This is a genomic window from Spongiibacter nanhainus, from assembly GCF_016132545.1.
GTDB classification, from domain to species: domain Bacteria; phylum Pseudomonadota; class Gammaproteobacteria; order Pseudomonadales; family Spongiibacteraceae; genus Spongiibacter; species Spongiibacter nanhainus.
Genome location: NZ_CP066167.1, coordinates 3,033,167 through 3,052,874 on the forward strand (window position 1 = coordinate 3,033,167; position 19,708 = coordinate 3,052,874).

A 19,708-nucleotide genomic window follows, 5' to 3' on the forward strand; every position below is an offset into this window, starting at 1 on the left:
TTATCGGTAGTCGTGGACGCGCTTAGCTTTGCCTTCGGAGCGCGCAAGACCTTCACCGCCGACCAGCTTGACCTTTATGGATATCCCCACATAAGTCTTGACCAGATGCTTTAAGCGAGCCATCACCTCATCCTTCCCAGACTCGTCGAGCTCACTAGACTCAGGGTTTAGCTCAACCGACACCGTGACCATATCGAGGTTACCGTCTTTGCTGACCTCAATGAGATAGATGGGCGCCAGCTCGGGGACCTGCAACAGCAGCTCTTCAATTTGCGTGGGAAAAACATTGACTCCGCGGATAATAAGCATATCGTCAGAGCGGCCTGTGATCTTGCCGATACGACGCATACCGCGAGCCGTGGGCTCCAGCAACTTGGTTAAGTCCCGAGTGCGGTAACGGATAACCGGGAAAGCCTCTTTGGTCAAAGAGGTAAATACCAGCTCCCCCTCCTCACCATCGGGCAATACCTCACCGGTTGCAGGGTCGATAATCTCCGGATAGAAATGATCTTCCCAGATGACCGGGCCATCTTTGGTCTCGACACACTCACTGGCTACGCCGGGCCCCATGACTTCAGACAGACCATAGATGTCAACTGCATCGATACCTGCCCGCTCCTCAATTTCTTGGCGCATTGCATTGGTCCAGGGCTCGGCACCGAAGATACCGATTTCCAGACTGGTGGTCTTGGGATCAATGCCCTGACGCTCAAATTCCTCGATCAGATTGAGCATGTAAGACGGCGTCACCATGATGATGCGGGGCTTAAAGTCTTGAATAAGCTGCACTTGCTTTTCAGTCTGACCACCGGACATAGGGACAACCGTACAACCCAGCCGCTCGGCACCGTAGTGTGCACCGAGACCGCCAGTGAACAGGCCGTAACCGTAGGCTATGTGGATAATATCGCCGGGTTTGCCACCAGCAGCGCGAATACTGCGCGCCACCAAATCCGCCCAGTTATTGATGTCGTTTTTGGTGTAGCCAACGACCGTGGGCTTACCCGTGGTACCACTGGAGGCATGAATACGCGCCACTTCTTCACGCGGCACGGCAAACAGACCAAAGGGATAGTTGTCCCGTAAATCCTGCTTTACGAGGAACGGGAATTTACTCAGGTCAGACAGTGAATTCAGGTCACTGGGCGAGACACCGGCTTCATCAAACTTTTGCTTGTAGAACGGCACATTGTTGTAAGCCCGCTCCAAAGTCTGCTTTAAGCGCTGCAACTGCAATGCAGCCAACTCTTCTCGCTCGGCAGTTTCAATCGGCTCCACCAGCGCCTTTGCGGCTTGGGCTCCAATAGACATACATGTTCCTCCTTTTTTGAAGGAACTTTGCATGATTTCAAGCAACCACACGTCGCATCGCGTGCAGCGGGTAAATCAATGGGTGCAAAAGAAGGCGACAAAACGCGCGGCGTACGTGAAGGCATTGCTCACGTAGAACCGCGCTAAAATTGATTAAATTACGGCTAAGGTTTTGATTCTAATCGCTTTAGCACGATCAAAACTTGCCATTGGAGTTTTGCCACTGATCTCGCGGCAGCACCGCCTCGACGACATCCCAATGCTCGACAATGCCACCGCCCTCAAGCCGAAACATATCATAGAAAGCGACTTCGTCACCGTTAAATACACCCTCAGTCACTATCAAGACAAAATCGCCTTTACCCAGCACTTTATGAATCGTGCCGTATTTCACCTCAATACCCTCGGCTTGCCACTGTGTGAATGCCTCGATCAAGCCACCTAGACCGTCGCGAACCAAAGGGTGATGCTGGAGATATTTGTCGCCAATGTAGTCTCCAGCCTTCGATAAATCGCCGGCCATCAACACATTTTCGACAAAGCCCTTAGCAATACGCTTGTTATCCTCTAGGCTGGCGTCATCGCCACTTATATTCTCCTGACCATCCAGCAGCGTACGACCACTGGGATTGGGCGGTGCCAATTCCTGGGCCGCGTCCCAGTGCTCTACAATTTTGTCGCCTTCGAACCGGAAGATATCGAAAACAGCCCGCGGCACGCCGATTTCAATCTCACTGTGAGCAACAACATAGTCGCCATCTTCAAATACTCGTTTTGTCGACACGCTTGCAAAGCCATTAGGCAAAGACTGTATAAACTCCTTAAATCCTCCCGGTCCATCGGCAACCATCAAGTTGTGCTGGGTGTATGTCTGGGAATCAATAACCGACAAAGCCTCTATATCCTTTGTCTCTATCGCCTTTAGCAGATTTACTACCTGCTCCTCACGCTTAGTCGTCATACGACATCTCCTTTAACCAATAGAACACCTTCGATCAACAGAACAGCGTGGCCCACGGGTTGCGAGCCAAACTTACTGCCCCTATATGCCATCAATATGTAGCTTTTTATGTTACATTTTGTGGCAAATTTTTTTACGCGCGCTCACGCTGCTGCACAGAACCCACAAGATCCGCAACAGTATATCGAGCCAGCGCATCGCGGAAGGCATCAAAGCCCTCCTGCAAAATCACGTCCAGAATCCCCCCTATACTTCGGCCCACCGGACACGCCGGATTGGGCGAAGTATGGATCTTTAACATATCGTCGACCTCACTTACCGCATCCAGAACATCGGCAAGGGAGATGGCTGATGCCGAGCGCAGCAACCTTGCGCCGCCGGCAGTACCACGATCAATGGTGACCAGGGAGGCCTGAGTTAATGCTGCCAACAATTTTCGAATAACAACCGGATTGGTGCCGACACTCCCTGCCAATACCGAGGACGACACCGGCTCCCCGTCGTGGAGATGGAGCACGGTAAGAACGTGTACCGCTACTGAAAACCGAGTGTTACTCACTGTGTACCTCAATTCAATATGTACTAATTATAGTTACATATAAAACAAACGTCAACACACCTACAGACTTAAATGGCTGCAGCGATCACCTGCGGAACAGTTAATAAAACGCCAACTCCCTCACATATTTCTTGATACACATTTGTATTGTTATGTATTTTTTTGTGCTACATTTAGGCTTGGCTGTTAATTAGCCAAGCAAGGTTGCGCATCGTTGATGCTTGGCCTTACTTGTCACTAACAGACATGGCTAGTCGTGACGCCACTAATTAACACGCGCGCACAGACTGACCAAAACCATATAAAGGCATCGCTTTTGAGGATAAAAACATGGTATTTAAAAAAGTTAAGATTTTTGCTGCCGCTCTGGCTCTGTGCTTTAGCGCCAACATTAGCCACGCGCAAACACCTGGTCTGGCCGGCTTGCTGATTCAATTCAACCAACTGTCAGGATCGCTGCCAGCAATTCCGGGATTAGATTCACTATTAGGCACTGTTGCTGCAGCCAATAGCCAGTTGTTGCAAGCGATTATTCCGCTTTCTAACAATGTCCCAGTTCTAGGCACTGTCGTTGGCGGTGTTGTGCCGATTGGTACACAACTCACTGCTGTAGCGCTTCCCATACTGCTGAACCCACCAAGCGATCAGTCAGGCATTCAAGCCCTGCTTACGACCGACTTGACCAGCCTGCTGGACCTGAGTTCGCTGCTGCCCGGCGCCTCTACAGACTTCCTGGTGCTGCCCGCCCTGCCCATTATCCCAGACCTGGTAGAACTATAGAGCGGGCCTAAAGATGTCAATGTGTTGGGTATAGGCAGCTTCCCTGCCTACCCATAGCTACAGAAATAATAAAGGAGTCACGTTGTGGGACTTGGCGGAATCAGTATCTGGCAACTTCTAATCATCCTGGCGATTGTCGCCATGCTATTTGGCACCAAAAGGCTAGGCAGCATTGGCAGTGATCTGGGTTCGGCAATCAAAGGTTTTAAGAAGAGCCTGAATGGGAGCCCTCAGGATGAGATAAGTAATCCAGCAGCCTCCCTTGAAGCCTCTGACAACACCTCCAAACATTGATATATTAGACGTTCCCGTCCGGGAACGTTTTCCCTATTTTTTAAATGTATCTTTACCAGATCTGTCTTCCGACCAGTCACCGGGATATAGCTTAACTCGCCACCTCTTCACTAGACGCCTAGCTCATTACTATTTCGCCCAGCATTGGTTGGTCCATTAAATATTTCGCGATTGTGATACGGCGTTCGCTATCGGGATAGAGGGCGAGCAACCAAGCTCTTACCATCTATTTTGAATTGGCTGCTTTCTTGTCGAATAAGACGGTAATAACTATGACTGAATCAAACCCTTCGATTTCCACATCCCGCTTAAATACTAAGGATTCCAAGCGCTACCTTTGGTGGCTCCCGCTATTTATTGCTGTATCACCGGTAGTGGGTATAAAACTCTATGAGTCGACCGGCAGTGCCTGGTTTGCTTGGTTCACTCCAATACTCTGGTATTTCTTTGTCCCTCTCGGTGATTTTATTTTTGGTAGGGACGACGCTAATTATAGCGATGACCTGGCCCCTAAAATCGAGTCCGATAACTATTATAAATGGCTGGTTTTTCTATCTGTGCCATTGTTCTTTTTTACTTGGCTTTACGCAGCATGGTGGATAGCTACTCAATCGGCGGGAATCGTCGACTATATTGGCATTACGCTGGGCGTAGCCCTGACCAACGGCCTTGCTTTAGTCGTTGGACACGAGCTGGGGCACAAGAACAATCGGCTGGAAAAAAACCTAGCAAAATGGGTGCTCGCTGTGCCTGCTTATGGACACTTCTCAGCCGAGCACAATCGCGGTCACCACAAAGACGTAGCCACACCGGACGACCCCGCGTCTGCCAGATTGGGCGAGTCCTTGTATCATTTTGTACTCCGGGAAATCCCCGGCGCATTCATCCGCGCCTTCCATGACGAAGCGGTGCGGCTTGAACGCAAAGGAAAATCTAGCCTAAGCCCAGACAACCAGATACTGCAGTCATTCTTTATAACGGCAATTCTTTATGGCTACGCACTTTACAGCTGGGGGCCAATCCTCATTCCCTTCATTGTGATTTCCACCCTCTGGGGCTGGCAGTTTCTCTCCACATCAAACTACATCGAGCACTATGGCTTGCTGCGCCAAAAACAAGCCGATGGTCGATACGAGAGAACGCGCCCGGAACACTCCTGGAATGCCGACTTCATCGTCTCCAACCTAGTTACCTATCACCTTCAAAGACACTCGGATCACCACGCCCGGCCTACGCGTCGTTATCAAGTGTTGCGCAGCGACAATGCTCCAGAATTACCGACAGGTTACGCAGGATGTTTCACCTTGGCCTATTTCACGCCTCTATGGCGGAAAATCATGGATCCAAAAGTACTTAGCGTCTATGACGGCGACATCACTAAAGCCAACCTTGACCCAAGTAAACGCGCGAAACTCATTGAGCAGTATGGGGGTAATGGAAATGGCTAAATATCAGTGCCCGGGCTGCGAGTATACCTACGACGAGACAAAGGGAAACGACTTCGAGGGATTTCCTGCCGGTACAAAATGGCAGGACATACCAGAAGAGTGGTCATGCCCCGACTGCTCAGTGAGAGACAAACCGGACTTTATCAAAATAGCTGACTGAGGGGTCTCATGGCGAAATACGAATGCATCGTTTGCGGATTTGTATACGACGAAGACGAGGGACTTCCTGACGACGGCATACCTCCAGGCACAAAGTGGGAGGATATTCCCGACGATTGGACCTGCTACGACTGTAGTTGCCCGAAATCTGATTTTGAATTACTAGAATAACTATTGGAATAACACGACATGTTTAATCCCAAGATAACGACGTTTACAGTAACTTTGTTAGCTATAGGTGGCTGCTCAATATCACTGGATCGTTTTTTTTCACCATCAGAAGAAGGTTCTGCAGACGATGTAAACTGGGCTTACCACGGTAATACACGATACGAAGAAAGATATTCTCTGTTATCAGATATTAATACCGACAATGTTCATAAGCTCGGCTTGGCGTGGTACTTCGACCTTCCGGAGAACCGCGGACAAGAGGCAACACCATTGATAGTGGATGGCGTGATGTACACCACGTCAGCATGGAATCACGTACACGCCCTCGCAGCTGACAGCGGTGAAGTGCTCTGGGAGTTCGACCCTGAGGTGCCTAAAACATCCGGTGCTAAGGGGTGCTGCGACGCTGTAACGCGAGGACTCGCCTATTCAGATGGAAAATTATACCAGGGCACCCTCGACGGCCGCCTTATCGCACTGGATGCGGCTAGCGGGAGCAAAATCTGGGAAGTCACCACCGTCGACACAACGTATAACTATACTATCACCGGTGCACCGCGCGTTGCCCGTGGCAAAGTGTACATTGGCAATGGCGGTGCAGAGTATGGCGTGCGCGGCTATATCTCCGCTTACAACGCAGAAAGCGGTGAACTGGCATGGCGTTTCTATACCGTACCGGGCACCACCAGTTCGGCCCAGGGCGTAGAACCTGGGGAGCTGATGTCAACAACCTGGTCTGAAAGCGACACTAACCTTGAAAAAGGAGGCACTGTCTGGGACAGCATCGTCTACGATCCCGATACCAATAGCATCATTTTCGGCGTTGGCAACGGCTCGCCCTGGAACCCCAATATCCGCTCGCCGGGTGGGGGTGACAATTTATTCCTGTCGTCAATTGTGTCTGTCGACGCTGATACTGGGGAGTATCGCTGGCACTATCAGACAACACCGGGCGAAGCATGGGATTTCACCGCAACGCAGCCCATCATTCTAACTACCATGATATTCCAAGGCGCCGAGCGAAAAGTCGCTATTCAGGCGCCAAAGAATGGATTTCTTTACATCATAGACCGCACCAATGGACAGCTGTTGTCGGCGGATAAATTTGTCGATGTTAACTGGGCCTCACATGTGGACATTGAAAGCGGTCGTCCTATAGTGAACCCCGAAGCTGAGTACTGGAAAACCGGAAAACCAGCGCTGGTAAAACCATCGTGGATGGGGGGACATAACTGGCACCCCATGGCCCTGAATCCAGACTCCAAAGTTATTTATATCCCCACACAGGAAACAGCCTTTCCCTATTTGGCTGAGGACGAGCAAACACCCTCAAAACTTGCTGTTAACCTCGGTGTCGACACCAAAGCTGCCAACTTGCCTGATGACCCGGCGGTAATTCAAGCAGTAAAGGATGCGACAAGCGGCGCGCTGTTGGCTCGGGATCTGAAAACTGGCAAAGATCTCTGGCGAGTCGAATACCCAGGAATATCCAACGGTGGCGTGCTGGCTACCAAAGGTGGCCTGATTTTTCAGGGCGTAGCAACGGGCTTTGTTAATGCCTATGACGCCGGTACCGGACAGCGCCTCTGGCGCTTCAACGCCCAAACCGGGGTTGTGGCACCGCCGGTTAGCTACAAAGTTAATGGTGAGCAGTATATCGCCGTCAACGCGGGCTGGGGCGGCATTATGCCACTCATGACAGGTATTCTTACCCAGGACGCGGCCAACTCCTATCCAGTCAACAGAAGCCGCTTACTGGTCTTTAAACTGAATGGCAGCGAAAGCTTGCCTGTTGTCGAGAACAAGCAGATCGAAATACCCAAACCGACGGAAAACATAGATGAACAACAAGTGCAGAAGGGGTTTGAAATCTATGACCGCTACTGCACACCCTGCCACGGAGGGGGCGCTGTGGGCGGTGGCGTAATTCCCGACCTTCGCTTTTCTGGGCTCAGTCAATCCAGTGAAGCATGGGCTGCTGTCGTGTTAGATGGCGCTCTTGAAAATCGCGGCATGATTTCCTTCCGAGACGAACTCAGTCGCACCGAGGCGGAAAGCGTCAGGCAATACATACTGGACCGTATTCGTTTTGCCAACCAGATTAATGATACAACCCGCCCACCCAGGTAATTGCAGCTATCAGCATAGCCCGCCGCCAGGCTGACTGTGCTGTTGACAACAGTCTCGGTTGAAGATTATTGTCTTTTCCTGCTGTCTATTTTTCAGATAATAATTAGCATGAAAAATATCGAACGAATAATGACGCCCGTCTTCGACGGTAGCCGCGACCCGACGGAAGCATGTACTCGAGTAGGCGATGTCTATCAGCCGCACAAACTGGATTTATGCCAATCGAGCGAGCAACTTGAAGCTCGAATGAAGCATGTCGATATAAAGTCTACATCCTTAAGCAGATTAGAATATAAAGCTCGCATTCATATTGAATCGGAACCTTTCAAGAACTTTTATCTAGTCATGCTACCCACTTCCGGGCAATTCCAAGTTAGCCAAGACAATATTGAGGGGCTCTCCACCACACAATCGCCCGTTATTCTCGACACCAACAAGAAAATTGATATGCGCTGGTCGAGGGAATGCAGCAATTTGATATACAAGATCAATCGGCCTCTTTTGGAAAGCGTGCTGATGGACACCTATTATATAGACGCCCACGGCCCCATCGAATTCAACACGCAGCAGCAAGGAATGAGCGAGCTCAAAAACTTTTCAGCCATGTTAAAAAATATTCTTATCGACAACCCATTGCTCGACGACATGGCCAAAAACAAAGAGCTGTTTGAGAAAATTGAGCAGGTATTGGCACTGTCACTGCTATCCTGCCCCAACAGCTACTCAGAACGGATACTTAATGGCAAATACCATATACAGCCACGTTCAGTAGTCAAAGCCAAAGAATTTATGGAAGAGCACTATGCGGAGAAGCTTTCTGTTATCGATATTGCCAAGCAAGTAGGCGTTAGCGCTCGGAGCCTTCAAAAAGGTTTCCAGCAATTTGAGCATACCAGCCCAATGCTTTATCTACGCAAGCTGCGCTTGAGAAGGGCAAGGGAACTCATTATGTTCTCTCACAGCCAAGGGGCAGACATAAAAATATCAGACATTGCCATGCGCTGTGGTTTTTATCACTTTGGGCATTTTAGCAAGCTTTATGTTAACGCGTTTGGTGAGACACCATCGTCGACGATCTCGGCGTCTCCATCAAGGCAGAATATCGTTAAGAAATAGACAAGTCGACAACTAACGACCCTGTCCATTAATCCCGCTTCTCTGCATTAAGCGTTAAAGCAAAGTCGCATTGACCTGATAAGACTTACCCCGCATTAAAGCGACTAGTTCGCCGTCGCTCCGCTCTATGCGCACATCGTAAACCCCGGTCCTTTTTCCTCTGGAGACCTCAGACGCTTTTGCGACCAATGCATCACCTAGAATGGCGGGCTTCATATATTCGATGGAACAACCCTGAGCAACGGTGACAGCATTGTAAGTATTACAGGCAAAGGCGAATGCGGAATCGGCCAGGGTAAAAATATAGCCGCCATGGCAATTGCCATGGCCCTGGACCATATAATCCTTGACCGTCATCGTGATAACAACATTACCCGGAGTCACCGACACTAGTTCCATACCCAAGTGCGCGGTGGCTGCATCCCGCTCGCCCAAGACACGAGCACACTCTTCCGCAATTTTCTGTTTTTCGTGGGAATCTGCCAAATTCTTCACCTATCGATCAACTCACTTACCGGGAGCATTACTTCTCGTCAAAGCTCACGACGACTTTGTCAGAAATCGGGTGTGCCTGGCAGGTCAGGATAAAGCCCCGTTCGATATCACTTTGCTCCAGGCCGTGGGTAATATCCTGGTCTACTTCGCCCTCAACCAGAAGTGCCTTGCAGGTCGAACATACACCGCCCTTGCAGCTATAGGGCAATTCCATGCCACTGTTCATGCCGGCGTCGAGAATATTCTCACCATCTGCGGTCAGCTCCAGAGAGCTGGCGCGACCGTCAAAGATGATAGTCACATCACTGCTCTTACCGGCGAATTTCTTGGCGCGGGCATGATGCTTCTCGACCACGCGGCTGGCATCTTCAGCCGACGCACCGAACAACTCGTAGCGGATCGAGTCATCACTGACGCCAATCGCCCGGAGGCCGCGGGATACCTCTGAGATCATCGACTCTGGACCACAGATAAAGTATTCATTGAAGCTCTCAAGATTGATCAGTGACTGCCCCAATAGCTGACCTTTTTTGTTGTCTATGCGGCCATTAAGCAAATCCACGCCCTGATCTTCACGACTGAGGATGTTGATCCATTGAAAGCGTGTCAGGTATTTGTTTTTCAGAAAGCTCAGCGCGTTGCGGAACATAATGGTGTTGGTACGCTGATTGCCGTAGATCAGCGTTACTGTACTATTTTCTTCGACTTCCAATACGGTCTTAACATTGGAGAGGATCGGTGTAATGCCACTGCCTGAGGCAATGAACAGGTAATTCTTGTGATTGCCGGCATCTACATTGGCGCTAAAGTTACCCTGAGGAGGCATCACTTCGATAGCGCTACCAGCAGTCAATTTGTCGTTGGCGAAGTTGGAAAATTTACCACCCTCTACGCGCTTGACGGCGATCTGCATCCTCTCATCGTTGACGCCAGAGCAAATAGAATACGACCGTTGTACCAGCTCACCGTCTATGTCGGTTCGCAGGGTCAGGTATTGGCCGGGCTTGTACTTAAAAATGTCAGCCTGGCTTTCGTTTAGATCAAATCCGATTACAACAGCAGAATCTGTTTCTTTATCAACGCTCGATATTTTCAACGGCGTAAATGCTTTGGTATTCATCTTACCAATTCTCTTTTTAGCGGTATTTTACAAATTTTTAAAATAGTCAAAGGGTTCAAGGCAGCTATTACATTGGTAAAGCGCTTTACAGGCCGTAGACCCAAAGTGACTGACCAGTTTCACGTTAGTCGACTCACAGTGAGGGCAGGCGATGCCGATATCGTCGGGCTGACAAGGCGCTATACCAAATTCAGCCAGCTTTCTCTTGGCATCGGCTGATAGCCAACTGGTGGACCACGCGGGGTTTAAACGCTGTTCAACGCGCACCCCCGTATGCCCTGCCTCTCGAAGGCAGGACTGGATATCTTCGGCCATGGTGTTTATTGCCGGACAACCAGAATAGGTTGGTGTAATCACCACCACGAGCTCACCGTCTTGTTGTTGCACATCCTGCAGAACCCCGAGCTCCCAGATACTGATAGCCGGTACCTCGGGATCTTTTACAACATCCAACAGGCCCCAGATATGACCAAGCTCCGACTCGCGCCGGCGCTGCCGGCGCTGAAACTCTTCCTCGGGCAATAGAGGAATAAGATTGGACTCAGTGGTGTGCTTATCTGCCTCGTTCATCACCCCGGCCTTACCATTCGCATCCTGGGTAAGCGCGCTGTACGAACTGAAGTTCCGATAGCAGATGGCCCAAGTGCTCGGTGTGATAGCCTGTACGACCACCTTTGACTTCCCAACCCTGATTGGGGAGAGAAACAGTTGCCTGCTCGCACATTGCTGTTACAGCGCTGTGCCACTGGGACTCGAGAGCGCGCCGGTCGACAGCAACGCCCTTTTCCAGCAGCGCCAACTCCAAGGCGTCCATCTCGAACAGCTCCTTGGTGTATCCCGCCAAATCACCCAGGGCACTCTGCAGACGCTGATGACTCTCTTCAGTACCTTGCCCCAGGCGCAACATCCACTCCTTGCTGCGACGCAAATGGTAGCGGGTTTCCTTTATCGACTTTTGTGCGATGGCAGACAGTGTGTCGTCATTGGAGTCGATCATTGCATTGAGAAAGAGGGTCTCGAACTCATCTAACAGGTACTGCCGAGCCAATGCGAAGGCAAAGTCCCCACGCGGCAGCTCGTAAATCAATAAGTTGGTGAACTCCCGGCAATCCCTCTGGTAAGCAAGGCTGTCTTCAGTGGCGCCTTGACCCAGCAGTTCCGCGCCGTAACTAAGGTAGTTGCGGGCGCGGCCAATGTAGTCCAAGGCCACATTGGTCAATGCCAGGTCTTCTTCCAGAAACGGCCCATTACTACACCACTCACTCAGGCGGTGACCGTGAATCAGGGCGTCGTCACCAAGGCGCACAGCATAAATAGCCGTATCATTTGTCGATATATCTGTCATGGTACGGCTCACATGTTTTTAACTTTTTTGGGCAGTTGATAGTGCGTCGCATGCCGGTAGGGCTTATCGTCCAGCGGGTCGTAGAAGCTTTCGCAGTCGCTTTCCTGTGATGCACAAATATCAGAGGAATTGACCACCCAGATGCTGACTCCTTCGCTGCGGCGGGTATAGACGTCCCTTGCATACTCCAATGCTTGCTCCGCATCCTCGGCGTGCAGACTACCTACATGTTTGTGATCGAGGCCCCGACGTGAGCGGATAAACACCTCAAACAACTTCATATTGCTGTTGTTACTCATCTTCTTTATCTCCGCCCCTTACACCGAAGCCTTTTTCTTTGCTTCATAGGCTTCGATAGCCTCTCTTACCCATGCACCTTCTTCATGGGCACGGCGATGGTGAGCTAGACGATCACGATTACAGGGACCGCTGCCACTGATTACTTGATAGAACTCTTCCCAATCGATCTCACCAAAATCGTAGTGACCTCGCTCCTCGTTCCAACGCAGATCGGGGTCAGGCAAGGTCAAGCCAATGGCCTCTGCCTGCTCAATGCTTTGATCGACAAACTTTTGCCGCAGCTCATCATTGGACTGGCGCTTGATCTTCCAGGTCATCGACTGACCGGAGTGCTCGGAATCGGAATCGTGAGGACCAAACATCATCAGTGACGGCCACCAGAAGCGATTAACCGCATCTTGTGCCATCGCTTTCTGCTCGTCGCTACCTTCCATCAGGGTCATCAAAATGTGGTAGCCCTGGCGCTGATGGAAGCTTTCCTCTTTACAGATGCGAACCATGCCGCGGGCGTAGGGGCCGTAAGAAGTGCGCTGCAAGGACACTTGGTTAACAATGGCAGCACCGTCAACCAACCAGCCGATCGCACCCATATCAGCCCAGGTCAGTGAGGGGTAGTTAAAAATAGAAGCGTACTTCGCCGCGCCAGTATGGAGGTTGTGTATCAGCTCTTCACGAGTGATACCCAGTGTTTCCGCGGCACTGTACAGATACAGACCATGGCCGGCTTCGTCCTGGACTTTAGCCAACAACACCGCTTTGCGATGGAGTGACGGCGCCCGGGTAATCCAGTTGCCCTCGGGCTGCATACCGATAACTTCCGAATGAGCATGCTGAGAAATCTGACGAATCAGGTTCTTGCGGTAGGCTTCGGGCATCCAATCTTTTGGCTCGATCTTCTCTTCATTGTCGATACGAGTTTGAAAGTCGGCTTCCAAAGTAGCGGCATCAGTCGCACGATGCATATCAGTACTAGATAAACTCATATTTTTTCCTCTCTCAGTCGGAAACACGTTCGATAACAAGGGCGATTCCCTGACCAACACCAATACACATAGTGCATAGGGCAAATCGCTTCTGCTTCTGTACCAACTCATACATGGCTGTCGAAACCAATCTCGCGCCACTCATTCCCAAGGGGTGGCCCAGCGCGATGGCACCACCATTGGGATTTATTCTCGGGTCATCGTCTTTCAGGCCCAGAGCCCGAATGACCGCCAATCCCTGAGAAGCAAACGCTTCGTTGAGTTCGATGACATCCATATCATCTATGCTCAGCCCTACTAACTTGAGGACTTTTTTAGAGGCTTCGTAAGGTCCGAAGCCCATGATTTTGGGTTCCAATCCACTGGACGCCATACCGAGTATTTTTGCTTTTGGTGTCAGGCCGTGTTTACGCACGCCCTCAGCAGAGGCGATAAGCAATGCACACGCACCGTCGTTAACTCCGGATGCATTACCGGCTGTTACTGAGCCGTTATCACGAAACGGCGTAGGCAAACTCGAAAGCTTTTCGTAGGTGGTTTGCGGACGAATGTGCTCATCTTTGTCGACAACAACCGGCTCACCTTTGCGCTGCGGAATTATCACCGGACAGATTTCCGCATCGAAACGCCCCGCCTGCTGCGCGGCATGCGCTTTCGCATGAGAGCGCACTGCAAAGGCATCCTGATCGGCTCGGCTGATATCAAACGCTGCGGCCACGTTTTCAGCCGTCTCCGGCATCGAATCGATACCGTATTGATCCTTTAACTTTTTGTTGACGAAGCGCCAGCCAATAGTGGTATCGAAAACTTCCGCGCGCCGGTCAAAGGCTGAAGTGGCTTTAGGCATAACGAAGGGTGCACGAGACATCGACTCCACACCGCCGGCGATCGCCAGATTAATCTCGCCAGCGCGTATTGCCCGCGCCGCGGTTCCCACTGCATCGAGACCGGACCCACAGAGCCGATTGATCGTTGTGCCCGGGACAGCGCTGGGCAACCCGGCAAGCAGTGAAGACATCCGCGCCACATTGCGGTTATCTTCTCCCGCCTGATTGGCGCAGCCGTAAAATACATCGTCAACCTGTTCCCAGTTGACGCTCGTGTTGCGTTCCATCAGTGCCTTCATTGGGACGGCGCCAAGGTCGTCAGCGCGTACTTCAGCGAGGGCACCACCATAACGCCCTATCGCTGTGCGCTGCGCGTCACAAATGTAGGCTACTAGCGGATCCATCTTTTCTCTCCGGTATTCATCGTTATCGTTGAAGCGCTCAGCGCCCGACAAAAGACGGTTTGCGCTTGTTCATAAACGCATCGACGCCTTCTTTATAGTCTTCTGTTTGCCCGGCAGCCCTCATTAACTCTTTCTCCAGCTCTAGCTGTTGATCGAGACTATTGGTCGCAGAGGCAGACAGTGCCTGCTTGGTAAAGGCAAAGCCCTTGGTTGGCTGGGTGGCCAATTGCGTTGCCAGTTTTGTGGCGGTTTCCTGCAGCGCGTCATCATCCGCCACGTCCCAAATCATTCCCCACTGCTGAGCTTGCTCCGCAGAGATTTTAGGGCCTAACATGGCGATCGCTTTTGCCCGTGGCAGACCCACTAAGCGGGGCAATGACCAAGTGCCACCGGAATCGGGGATAAGACCCAGCTTGCAGAAGGACTCAATGAAGTTGGCGGAGCGCGCCGCAATCACGATGTCGCAGGCAAAAGCGATGTTGGCTCCGGCACCGGCAGCAACACCGTTAACGGCGCAGATCACCGGCTTTTCCATTGTGGTGATCAGGCGAATCATGGGGTTGTAGTATTTCTCCACAGACTCCCCCAAGTCCGGTGCCGCGTCGCCGGGTGACACCGCGCGATCGTTCAAGTCCTGACCAGCACAGAAGCCCCGGCCTTCGCCGGTTAGCAGCACACAGCGTATCGATTCATCCTCGGCGCATTTGGTCAGCGCCTCCCTGAACTCCAGATGCATGTCGACAGTGAAACTGTTCAATGTTTCCGGGCGATTCAGGGTGATAAACCCCACGCCAGACTCAACACTAAAACGAATATTTTTATAATCCATTGCTCGCCTCCCAATTATTAAACGTCGCGACGCTCTACCAGGGTCAATATGTCGTACAACGCTACGGCTTCGTCGTTCTGGTTCACGACCTCTACAGCCCATTGCACGACACCATTGGGTTTTTCATCACCGCGTTGCGCTTTTTTGATCTTCTTTTTAACCGTCAGCTTGGCTTGGATTGTTTCACCAATGCCGACGGGCTCGATAAACCGAAGACTTTCCAAGCCGTAGTTGGCGATAACCGGCCCCTTGCCCGGATCGACAAACAGTCCGGCAGCCGCAGAAATAACAAAGTAGCCGTGCGCTACCCGCTTACCGAAGAAGGAATCCTGTGCGGCGATTTCATCGAAGTGAGCGTAGAAATGGTCGCCACTCAAACAACCGAAGTTAACAATGTCCGCTTCTGTCACTGTGCGACGGTGGGTGACCAAGGTCTCGCCAATAACCAGGTCTTCAAAGTATTTACGGAAGGGGTGAACACCGTCAGTCTGCAACTCGGCACCCCGGTGATACTCCGATGTCACCGCGGTTAGCGAGCGTGGTGAGCCCTGGATGGCGGTACGCTGCATGTAGTGCTTAACCGCGCGCAGACCACCCAACTCTTCACCGCCACCGGCGCGGCCGGGACCACCATGCACCAGCGGCATCAGCGGCGAGCCGTGACCGGTGGACTCTTTGGCGCAGTCGCGATTCAGAATCAACATACGACCGTGCCAAGCGGCAGCCGAGGTCACCAGCTTTTTGGTTTCAGCGTCATCAAAGCTGTACACAGAAGCCACCAGACTGCCCTTGCCTAGCTGGGCAATTTTAATAGCGTCATCCAACTCGTCGTAGGGCATGACCGTGGTAACCGGACCAAAGGCTTCCACCTCATGGACCAGGGTTTTCTCAAAGGGCTTGTCGCAGTACAACACCGTCTTGGGATAGAAGGCGCCTTTTTCTTTATCGGCACCCACCACCTCAAAATCGTCACTGCCGCCGTGCACGATCTCGCACTCCTGAGCCAGCTTGGCAACCTGCTCTTTCACGTCCTGAACCTGATCGCGGCTGATCAAGGCCCCCATACGGACACCGTCCTGGGAGGCATCACCCATAGCGATTTTGTCGAGCTTTGCAGCGAGGCCATCGACAACAGCTTTGACTTTTTCCCGGGGAACAATAACCCGGCGGATAGCGGTACACTTCTGCCCCGCCTTGATGGTCATTTCCTTGCTGATTTCCTTCAGAAAAAGCTCAAACTCAGGATCATCTTCGCTAACCGACTCGCCGAGAATGGCCGCGTTGAGGGAGTCCGCCTCCATCGTGAAGGGGATGGAATTGGCAATAATATTGGGGTGGGTACGTAGTTTGCGCCCAGTGCTGGCAGAACCGGTAAAGGTGACAACGTCCTGTTCGCCCAGATGCTCCAACAGGTCACCAACAGAACCACAGATAATCTGAATAGCGCCCTCGGGGAAGAAGCCGCCTTCCACCATATCCCGCACCATCGCCTCCGACAGGTAGGCACTTGGGGTAGCGGGCTTGATAATCACCGGCACGCCCGCGATTAGACTCGGAGCGATTTTTTCCAACATGCCCCAGCAGGGGAAGTTAAATGCGTTGATATGAACCGACACACCAGGCTTGGAGGTCAGAATATGGCGCCCCAAGAATGAGCCGTGCTTGGACAGCTGCTCGGTGTCACCTTCAACCAGAACAGTGTCGTTGGGCAGTTCGCGGTTTGCCAGGCTGGCATAGGAAAACACCGTGCCCAACCCGCCTTCGATATCAACCCAACCATCCGCGCGGGTCGCGCCGGTCTGAGTGGAAATCTCATAGTACTTTTCTTTGTCGGCAATCAGCGCTTTCGCCATATTTTTCAGCGCCGTGGCTCGCTCGTGGAAGGTCATTGCTCTCAGCGCGCTACCACCGACATCCCGCCCGTAGCGCACCACCTCGCCAAAGTCGATGCCGTCACTGCTGACATGACAAACCGTGGCACCAGTAATGGCGTTAAAGGTTTCAACACCCTGGCTGGCACCTTCATGCCACTTGCCGCAAACGTAGCTATTGAGCTTCATAAAATTGACTCCACTGCGCAAATTTCACTTTTTATTGGCAGCGCACCCACTGCGTTACAACGCATAAACGGTGGGGATGCACCCTGTCTCATCACTTTATGATACATAATTTGTACCTATAGACAAGTTTTCTGTAATATATAGAGCAACAAAAAGATGGCAAGCCGACAGGTTCAGGGGGCCCAAAATGGCAAACGAAAACACGGTATTTGAAATAGAATCAGCAAGTTACGAGCTATTTGGTGGCATCGCTAAGGTCGCCATCAGCAACCCTCCTATCAATGCCATTTCCGCCTCTGTTCGGCGCACGATCCTTGCCGCTCTCGCCAAGGCAGAGGCAGATAACGCCGCTTTGGTACTGCTCTACTGCCAAGGCAACACCTACATTGCCGGCGCCGATATATCCGAGTTCGGCAAACCTCAGGCCTACCCAGAACTACCGGACGTCATCGCCGCTATTGAGAACTCAACAATCCCGGTGTTGGTCGCCATGCACGGCAATGCCCTTGGCGGCGGACTGGAAATTGCCATGGCCGGCCATTACCGGGCCGCGCTGACTGGCACCAAGTTGGGTCTACCGGAAGTAAACCTCGGCATCCTTCCCGGCTCCGGGGGAACACAGCGGCTACCGAGATTGGTGGGTGCCGAAAAAGCGCTGAGCATGATCCTGAGCGGAAAGCCAATAAGCACCCAGGACGCAAAAGACAGCGGCCTGATAGATGCCGTTATCGAGGGCGAATGGCCCGGGGCCGCCATCGACTATGCTGGCAAGCTGCTAGCCAGCGGCCCCAGCCCCCGACGCACCGGCGAGCTTTCCGTTGCCAATGCCAACGCCGAGATTTTTGCCAAAGCGCGTGAAAAACAGAGCAACAGCGGCAACCGGCTACTGGCACCCAACTACATTATCGACCTGGTGGAGTTAGCCTCCCAAAGCGACATTGCGCTAGGCCAGCAGCAGGAGAGAGAGCGCTTTCTTGAATGCCGCGCCTCTCGGGGATCACAATCTCTTCGGCACCTGTTCTTTGCCGAGCGGACCGCTGCCAAACCCAAAGGCATCGATAGCGATGTGAAGCCCAGAAGTATCGAGAACGTCGCCGTTATTGGCGCCGGGACCATGGGCGGCGGTATCGCAATGTGCTTCGCGACGGCCGGCTATAAGGTCACACTGGTTGAGTTAAGCGAAGAAAACCTACAGCGCGGACTCAGCACCATCGGCAAGAACTACCAGAAGGGTGTGGATCGAGGTATTAGCTCCCAAAGCAAAGCCGACGCGGCATTGTCACGGATAACCGGCACCACCCAGATGGAAGACGTCGCCAGCGCCGACCTGGTTGTGGAAGCCACCTTTGAGAGCATGGAAGTGAAGCACAGTGTGTTCGCCAAACTGGACGCGCACTGCAAGCCCGGTTGCATCATGGCCACCAATACCTCCTACCTGGACATCAATGAGATGGCCGCCGCTACCAGCCGACCGCAAGACGTTATTGGCGCCCATTTCTTTAGCCCTGCCCACATCATGAAACTGCTGGAAGTAGTGCGGGCCGATAAGACCGCCCCGGATGCGGTCAAGACGCTGATGCAGGTCGCTAAACGTATAGGCAAAACCCCAGTCACCGTCGGCGTTTGCTACGGCTTCGTCGGCAACCGCATGCTGCAAAAATACGCCCGCCAGGCGCAACTGTTATTGGTGGAAGGGGCGACGCCCAAGCAAATCGACAGCGCCATCAAGGAATGGGGCATGGCCATGGGGCCGCTGTCAGTAGCCGACCTGGCCGGTCTGGATATTAGCTACTTCTCCCGCCGTAACCAAGGTATTGAAGTTGGCAGCCTACCCGAGTGCTCGGTACCCGATGAACTGGTTGACGAAAAGCGCCTGGGCCGAAAAACCGGGGCTGGTTTTTATCAATACGATCCCGACAGCGGCAAGCAATCTGAAGACCCTTACGTTATCGAAAAAATTCAGGCTCACGCCAAAAAATGGGGCATCCCCCAGCGCCAAATCAGTGACGAGGAAATCGCCGACCGCTTAATACTCGCGCTTGTAAATGAGGGGGCAAAGATACTGCAAGAAGGCATCGCCGACCGGGCCAGCGATATCGATGTTGTCTACGTCAACGGCTACGGCTTTCCCCGCTGGCGCGGTGGGCCGATGTTTTATGCTGAGACCTATGGGCTTGCCAATGCCGTTGCCAGAATGCGGCAATTCCAAGAGCAAACCGGCGACGACTTTTGGCAACCCGCGCCGCTACTTTGCAAAGCGGCAGAAAGCGACGCAGGCACACTGGAAATTGGCAAGATCGCCGATTGATGGTAGCAACACCGATGCGGTGATCGACTTTGAGCGATGATTTTCTTACACTTTATCGCTAAGTCAGTCTGATCACTATCTCAAGGAAGACGACACGCTTTTATTCTA

20 protein-coding genes are annotated in these 19,708 nt (G+C 52.2%); 8 read left to right on the forward strand and 12 right to left on the reverse strand.

The features are described from left to right. From paaK to I6N98_RS13830, 3 genes are all read right to left on the reverse strand, one after another. A complete protein-coding gene (paaK, locus tag I6N98_RS13820; protein WP_198568935.1) occupies positions 1–1,311 on the reverse strand; it encodes a phenylacetate--CoA ligase PaaK in 1,311 nt (436 codons plus the stop codon). Between the two features lie 196 nt (positions 1,312–1,507). Then, positions 1,508–2,272 (reverse strand): nuclear transport factor 2 family protein, encoded by a 765-nt coding sequence (locus I6N98_RS13825; RefSeq protein WP_198568936.1) that lies wholly within the window; start codon positions 2,270–2,272, stop codon positions 1,508–1,510. A gap of 133 nt (positions 2,273–2,405) precedes the next feature. Then, positions 2,406–2,831: an Rrf2 family transcriptional regulator gene (locus I6N98_RS13830; RefSeq protein WP_198568937.1), complete on the reverse strand. Its 426-nt coding sequence runs from the start codon at positions 2,829–2,831 to the stop codon at positions 2,406–2,408. 330 nt (positions 2,832–3,161) lie between these two features. On the opposite strand from I6N98_RS13830, the gene I6N98_RS13835 reads away from it, so the two are divergent. From I6N98_RS13835 to I6N98_RS13865, 7 genes are all read left to right on the forward strand, one after another. Beyond that, a complete protein-coding gene (locus tag I6N98_RS13835) occupies positions 3,162–3,611 on the forward strand; it encodes a hypothetical protein (RefSeq protein WP_198568938.1) in 450 nt (149 codons plus the stop codon). Positions 3,612–3,695: 84 nt separating this feature from the next. Beyond that, on the forward strand, positions 3,696–3,905 hold the full coding sequence (tatA, locus tag I6N98_RS13840; RefSeq protein WP_198568939.1) for a twin-arginine translocase TatA/TatE family subunit: 210 nt from the start codon (positions 3,696–3,698) through the stop codon (positions 3,903–3,905). A 272-nt stretch (positions 3,906–4,177) separates the two neighbouring features. Continuing rightward, positions 4,178–5,353 carry an alkane 1-monooxygenase gene (locus I6N98_RS13845; protein WP_198568940.1) on the forward strand — a complete coding sequence of 392 codons (1,176 nt, stop codon included), beginning with the start codon at positions 4,178–4,180 and terminating at the stop codon, positions 5,351–5,353. Beyond that, on the forward strand, positions 5,346–5,513 hold the full coding sequence (locus tag I6N98_RS13850; protein ID WP_198568941.1) for a rubredoxin: 168 nt from the start codon (positions 5,346–5,348) through the stop codon (positions 5,511–5,513). The genes I6N98_RS13845 and I6N98_RS13850 overlap by 8 nt, the downstream gene beginning before the upstream one ends. Before the next feature lie 8 nt (positions 5,514–5,521). Beyond that, positions 5,522–5,683: a rubredoxin gene (locus I6N98_RS13855; protein ID WP_198568942.1), complete on the forward strand. Its 162-nt coding sequence runs from the start codon at positions 5,522–5,524 to the stop codon at positions 5,681–5,683. Positions 5,684–5,701: 18 nt separating this feature from the next. Further along, entirely contained in the window at positions 5,702–7,813 is a 2,112-nt protein-coding gene (locus I6N98_RS13860; RefSeq protein WP_198568943.1) for a PQQ-dependent dehydrogenase, methanol/ethanol family, read from the forward strand. A gap of 108 nt (positions 7,814–7,921) precedes the next feature. Further along, positions 7,922–8,929: an AraC family transcriptional regulator gene (locus tag I6N98_RS13865; protein WP_198568944.1), complete on the forward strand. Its 1,008-nt coding sequence runs from the start codon at positions 7,922–7,924 to the stop codon at positions 8,927–8,929. 54 nt (positions 8,930–8,983) lie between these two features. Here the strand turns inward: I6N98_RS13865 and paaI are convergent, their stop codons facing one another. From paaI to paaZ, 9 genes are read right to left on the reverse strand one after another with little or no spacing between them, the layout of a single operon-like run. Beyond that, on the reverse strand, positions 8,984–9,415 hold the full coding sequence (paaI, locus tag I6N98_RS13870) for a hydroxyphenylacetyl-CoA thioesterase PaaI (RefSeq protein ID WP_232787345.1): 432 nt from the start codon (positions 9,413–9,415) through the stop codon (positions 8,984–8,986). A gap of 37 nt (positions 9,416–9,452) precedes the next feature. After that, the gene (locus I6N98_RS13875; protein WP_198568945.1) at positions 9,453–10,544 is read right to left on the reverse strand and encodes a 2Fe-2S iron-sulfur cluster-binding protein; all 1,092 of its coding nucleotides are present in this window, start codon (positions 10,542–10,544) and stop codon (positions 9,453–9,455) included. Positions 10,545–10,571: 27 nt separating this feature from the next. Next, entirely contained in the window at positions 10,572–11,114 is a 543-nt protein-coding gene (gene paaD / locus I6N98_RS13880) for a 1,2-phenylacetyl-CoA epoxidase subunit PaaD (RefSeq protein WP_198568946.1), read from the reverse strand. Between the two features lie 10 nt (positions 11,115–11,124). Next, a complete protein-coding gene (gene paaC, locus I6N98_RS13885; protein WP_198568947.1) occupies positions 11,125–11,889 on the reverse strand; it encodes a 1,2-phenylacetyl-CoA epoxidase subunit PaaC in 765 nt (254 codons plus the stop codon). A gap of 8 nt (positions 11,890–11,897) precedes the next feature. Next, a complete protein-coding gene (gene paaB / locus I6N98_RS13890; protein WP_198568948.1) occupies positions 11,898–12,188 on the reverse strand; it encodes a 1,2-phenylacetyl-CoA epoxidase subunit PaaB in 291 nt (96 codons plus the stop codon). Positions 12,189–12,206: 18 nt separating this feature from the next. Then, complete coding sequence (gene paaA, locus I6N98_RS13895) at positions 12,207–13,172, reverse strand: 1,2-phenylacetyl-CoA epoxidase subunit PaaA (RefSeq protein WP_198568949.1); 966 nt, start codon at positions 13,170–13,172, stop codon at positions 12,207–12,209. 13 nt (positions 13,173–13,185) lie between these two features. Further along, complete coding sequence (gene pcaF / locus I6N98_RS13900; protein ID WP_198568950.1) at positions 13,186–14,403, reverse strand: 3-oxoadipyl-CoA thiolase; 1,218 nt, start codon at positions 14,401–14,403, stop codon at positions 13,186–13,188. 37 nt (positions 14,404–14,440) lie between these two features. Beyond that, positions 14,441–15,232 (reverse strand): 2-(1,2-epoxy-1,2-dihydrophenyl)acetyl-CoA isomerase PaaG, encoded by a 792-nt coding sequence (gene paaG, locus I6N98_RS13905; RefSeq protein ID WP_198568951.1) that lies wholly within the window; start codon positions 15,230–15,232, stop codon positions 14,441–14,443. 17 nt (positions 15,233–15,249) lie between these two features. Next, the gene (paaZ, locus tag I6N98_RS13910; protein ID WP_198568952.1) at positions 15,250–17,292 is read right to left on the reverse strand and encodes a phenylacetic acid degradation bifunctional protein PaaZ; all 2,043 of its coding nucleotides are present in this window, start codon (positions 17,290–17,292) and stop codon (positions 15,250–15,252) included. A 187-nt stretch (positions 17,293–17,479) separates the two neighbouring features. Here paaZ and I6N98_RS13915 point away from each other — a divergent pair, with 187 nt between their 5' ends. Then, positions 17,480–19,600: a 3-hydroxyacyl-CoA dehydrogenase NAD-binding domain-containing protein gene (locus I6N98_RS13915; protein ID WP_198568953.1), complete on the forward strand. Its 2,121-nt coding sequence runs from the start codon at positions 17,480–17,482 to the stop codon at positions 19,598–19,600. Positions 19,601–19,708: the final 108 nt, after the last annotated feature.

What these genes read in the sequence shown, in the direction of transcription:
- paaK (WP_198568935.1), bottom strand. Translation starts at nt 1,311, where the DNA reads ATGTCTATTGGAGCCCAAGCCGCAAAGGCGCTGGTGGAGCCGATTGAA.
- I6N98_RS13825 (WP_198568936.1), bottom strand. Translation starts at nt 2,272, where the DNA reads ATGACGACTAAGCGTGAGGAGCAGGTAGTAAATCTGCTAAAGGCGATA.
- I6N98_RS13835 (WP_198568938.1), top strand. Translation starts at nt 3,162, where the DNA reads ATGGTATTTAAAAAAGTTAAGATTTTTGCTGCCGCTCTGGCTCTGTGC.
- I6N98_RS13845 (WP_198568940.1), top strand. Translation starts at nt 4,178, where the DNA reads ATGACTGAATCAAACCCTTCGATTTCCACATCCCGCTTAAATACTAAG.
- I6N98_RS13850 (WP_198568941.1), top strand. Translation starts at nt 5,346, where the DNA reads ATGGCTAAATATCAGTGCCCGGGCTGCGAGTATACCTACGACGAGACA.
- I6N98_RS13855 (WP_198568942.1), top strand. Translation starts at nt 5,522, where the DNA reads ATGGCGAAATACGAATGCATCGTTTGCGGATTTGTATACGACGAAGAC.
- I6N98_RS13860 (WP_198568943.1), top strand. Translation starts at nt 5,702, where the DNA reads ATGTTTAATCCCAAGATAACGACGTTTACAGTAACTTTGTTAGCTATA.
- I6N98_RS13865 (WP_198568944.1), top strand. Translation starts at nt 7,922, where the DNA reads ATGAAAAATATCGAACGAATAATGACGCCCGTCTTCGACGGTAGCCGC.
- I6N98_RS13875 (WP_198568945.1), bottom strand. Translation starts at nt 10,544, where the DNA reads ATGAATACCAAAGCATTTACGCCGTTGAAAATATCGAGCGTTGATAAA.
- paaD (WP_198568946.1), bottom strand. Translation starts at nt 11,114, where the DNA reads ATGAACGAGGCAGATAAGCACACCACTGAGTCCAATCTTATTCCTCTA.
- paaC (WP_198568947.1), bottom strand. Translation starts at nt 11,889, where the DNA reads ATGACAGATATATCGACAAATGATACGGCTATTTATGCTGTGCGCCTT.
- paaB (WP_198568948.1), bottom strand. Translation starts at nt 12,188, where the DNA reads ATGAGTAACAACAGCAATATGAAGTTGTTTGAGGTGTTTATCCGCTCA.
- paaA (WP_198568949.1), bottom strand. Translation starts at nt 13,172, where the DNA reads ATGAGTTTATCTAGTACTGATATGCATCGTGCGACTGATGCCGCTACT.
- pcaF (WP_198568950.1), bottom strand. Translation starts at nt 14,403, where the DNA reads ATGGATCCGCTAGTAGCCTACATTTGTGACGCGCAGCGCACAGCGATA.
- paaG (WP_198568951.1), bottom strand. Translation starts at nt 15,232, where the DNA reads ATGGATTATAAAAATATTCGTTTTAGTGTTGAGTCTGGCGTGGGGTTT.
- paaZ (WP_198568952.1), bottom strand. Translation starts at nt 17,292, where the DNA reads ATGAAGCTCAATAGCTACGTTTGCGGCAAGTGGCATGAAGGTGCCAGC.
- I6N98_RS13915 (WP_198568953.1), top strand. Translation starts at nt 17,480, where the DNA reads ATGGCAAACGAAAACACGGTATTTGAAATAGAATCAGCAAGTTACGAG.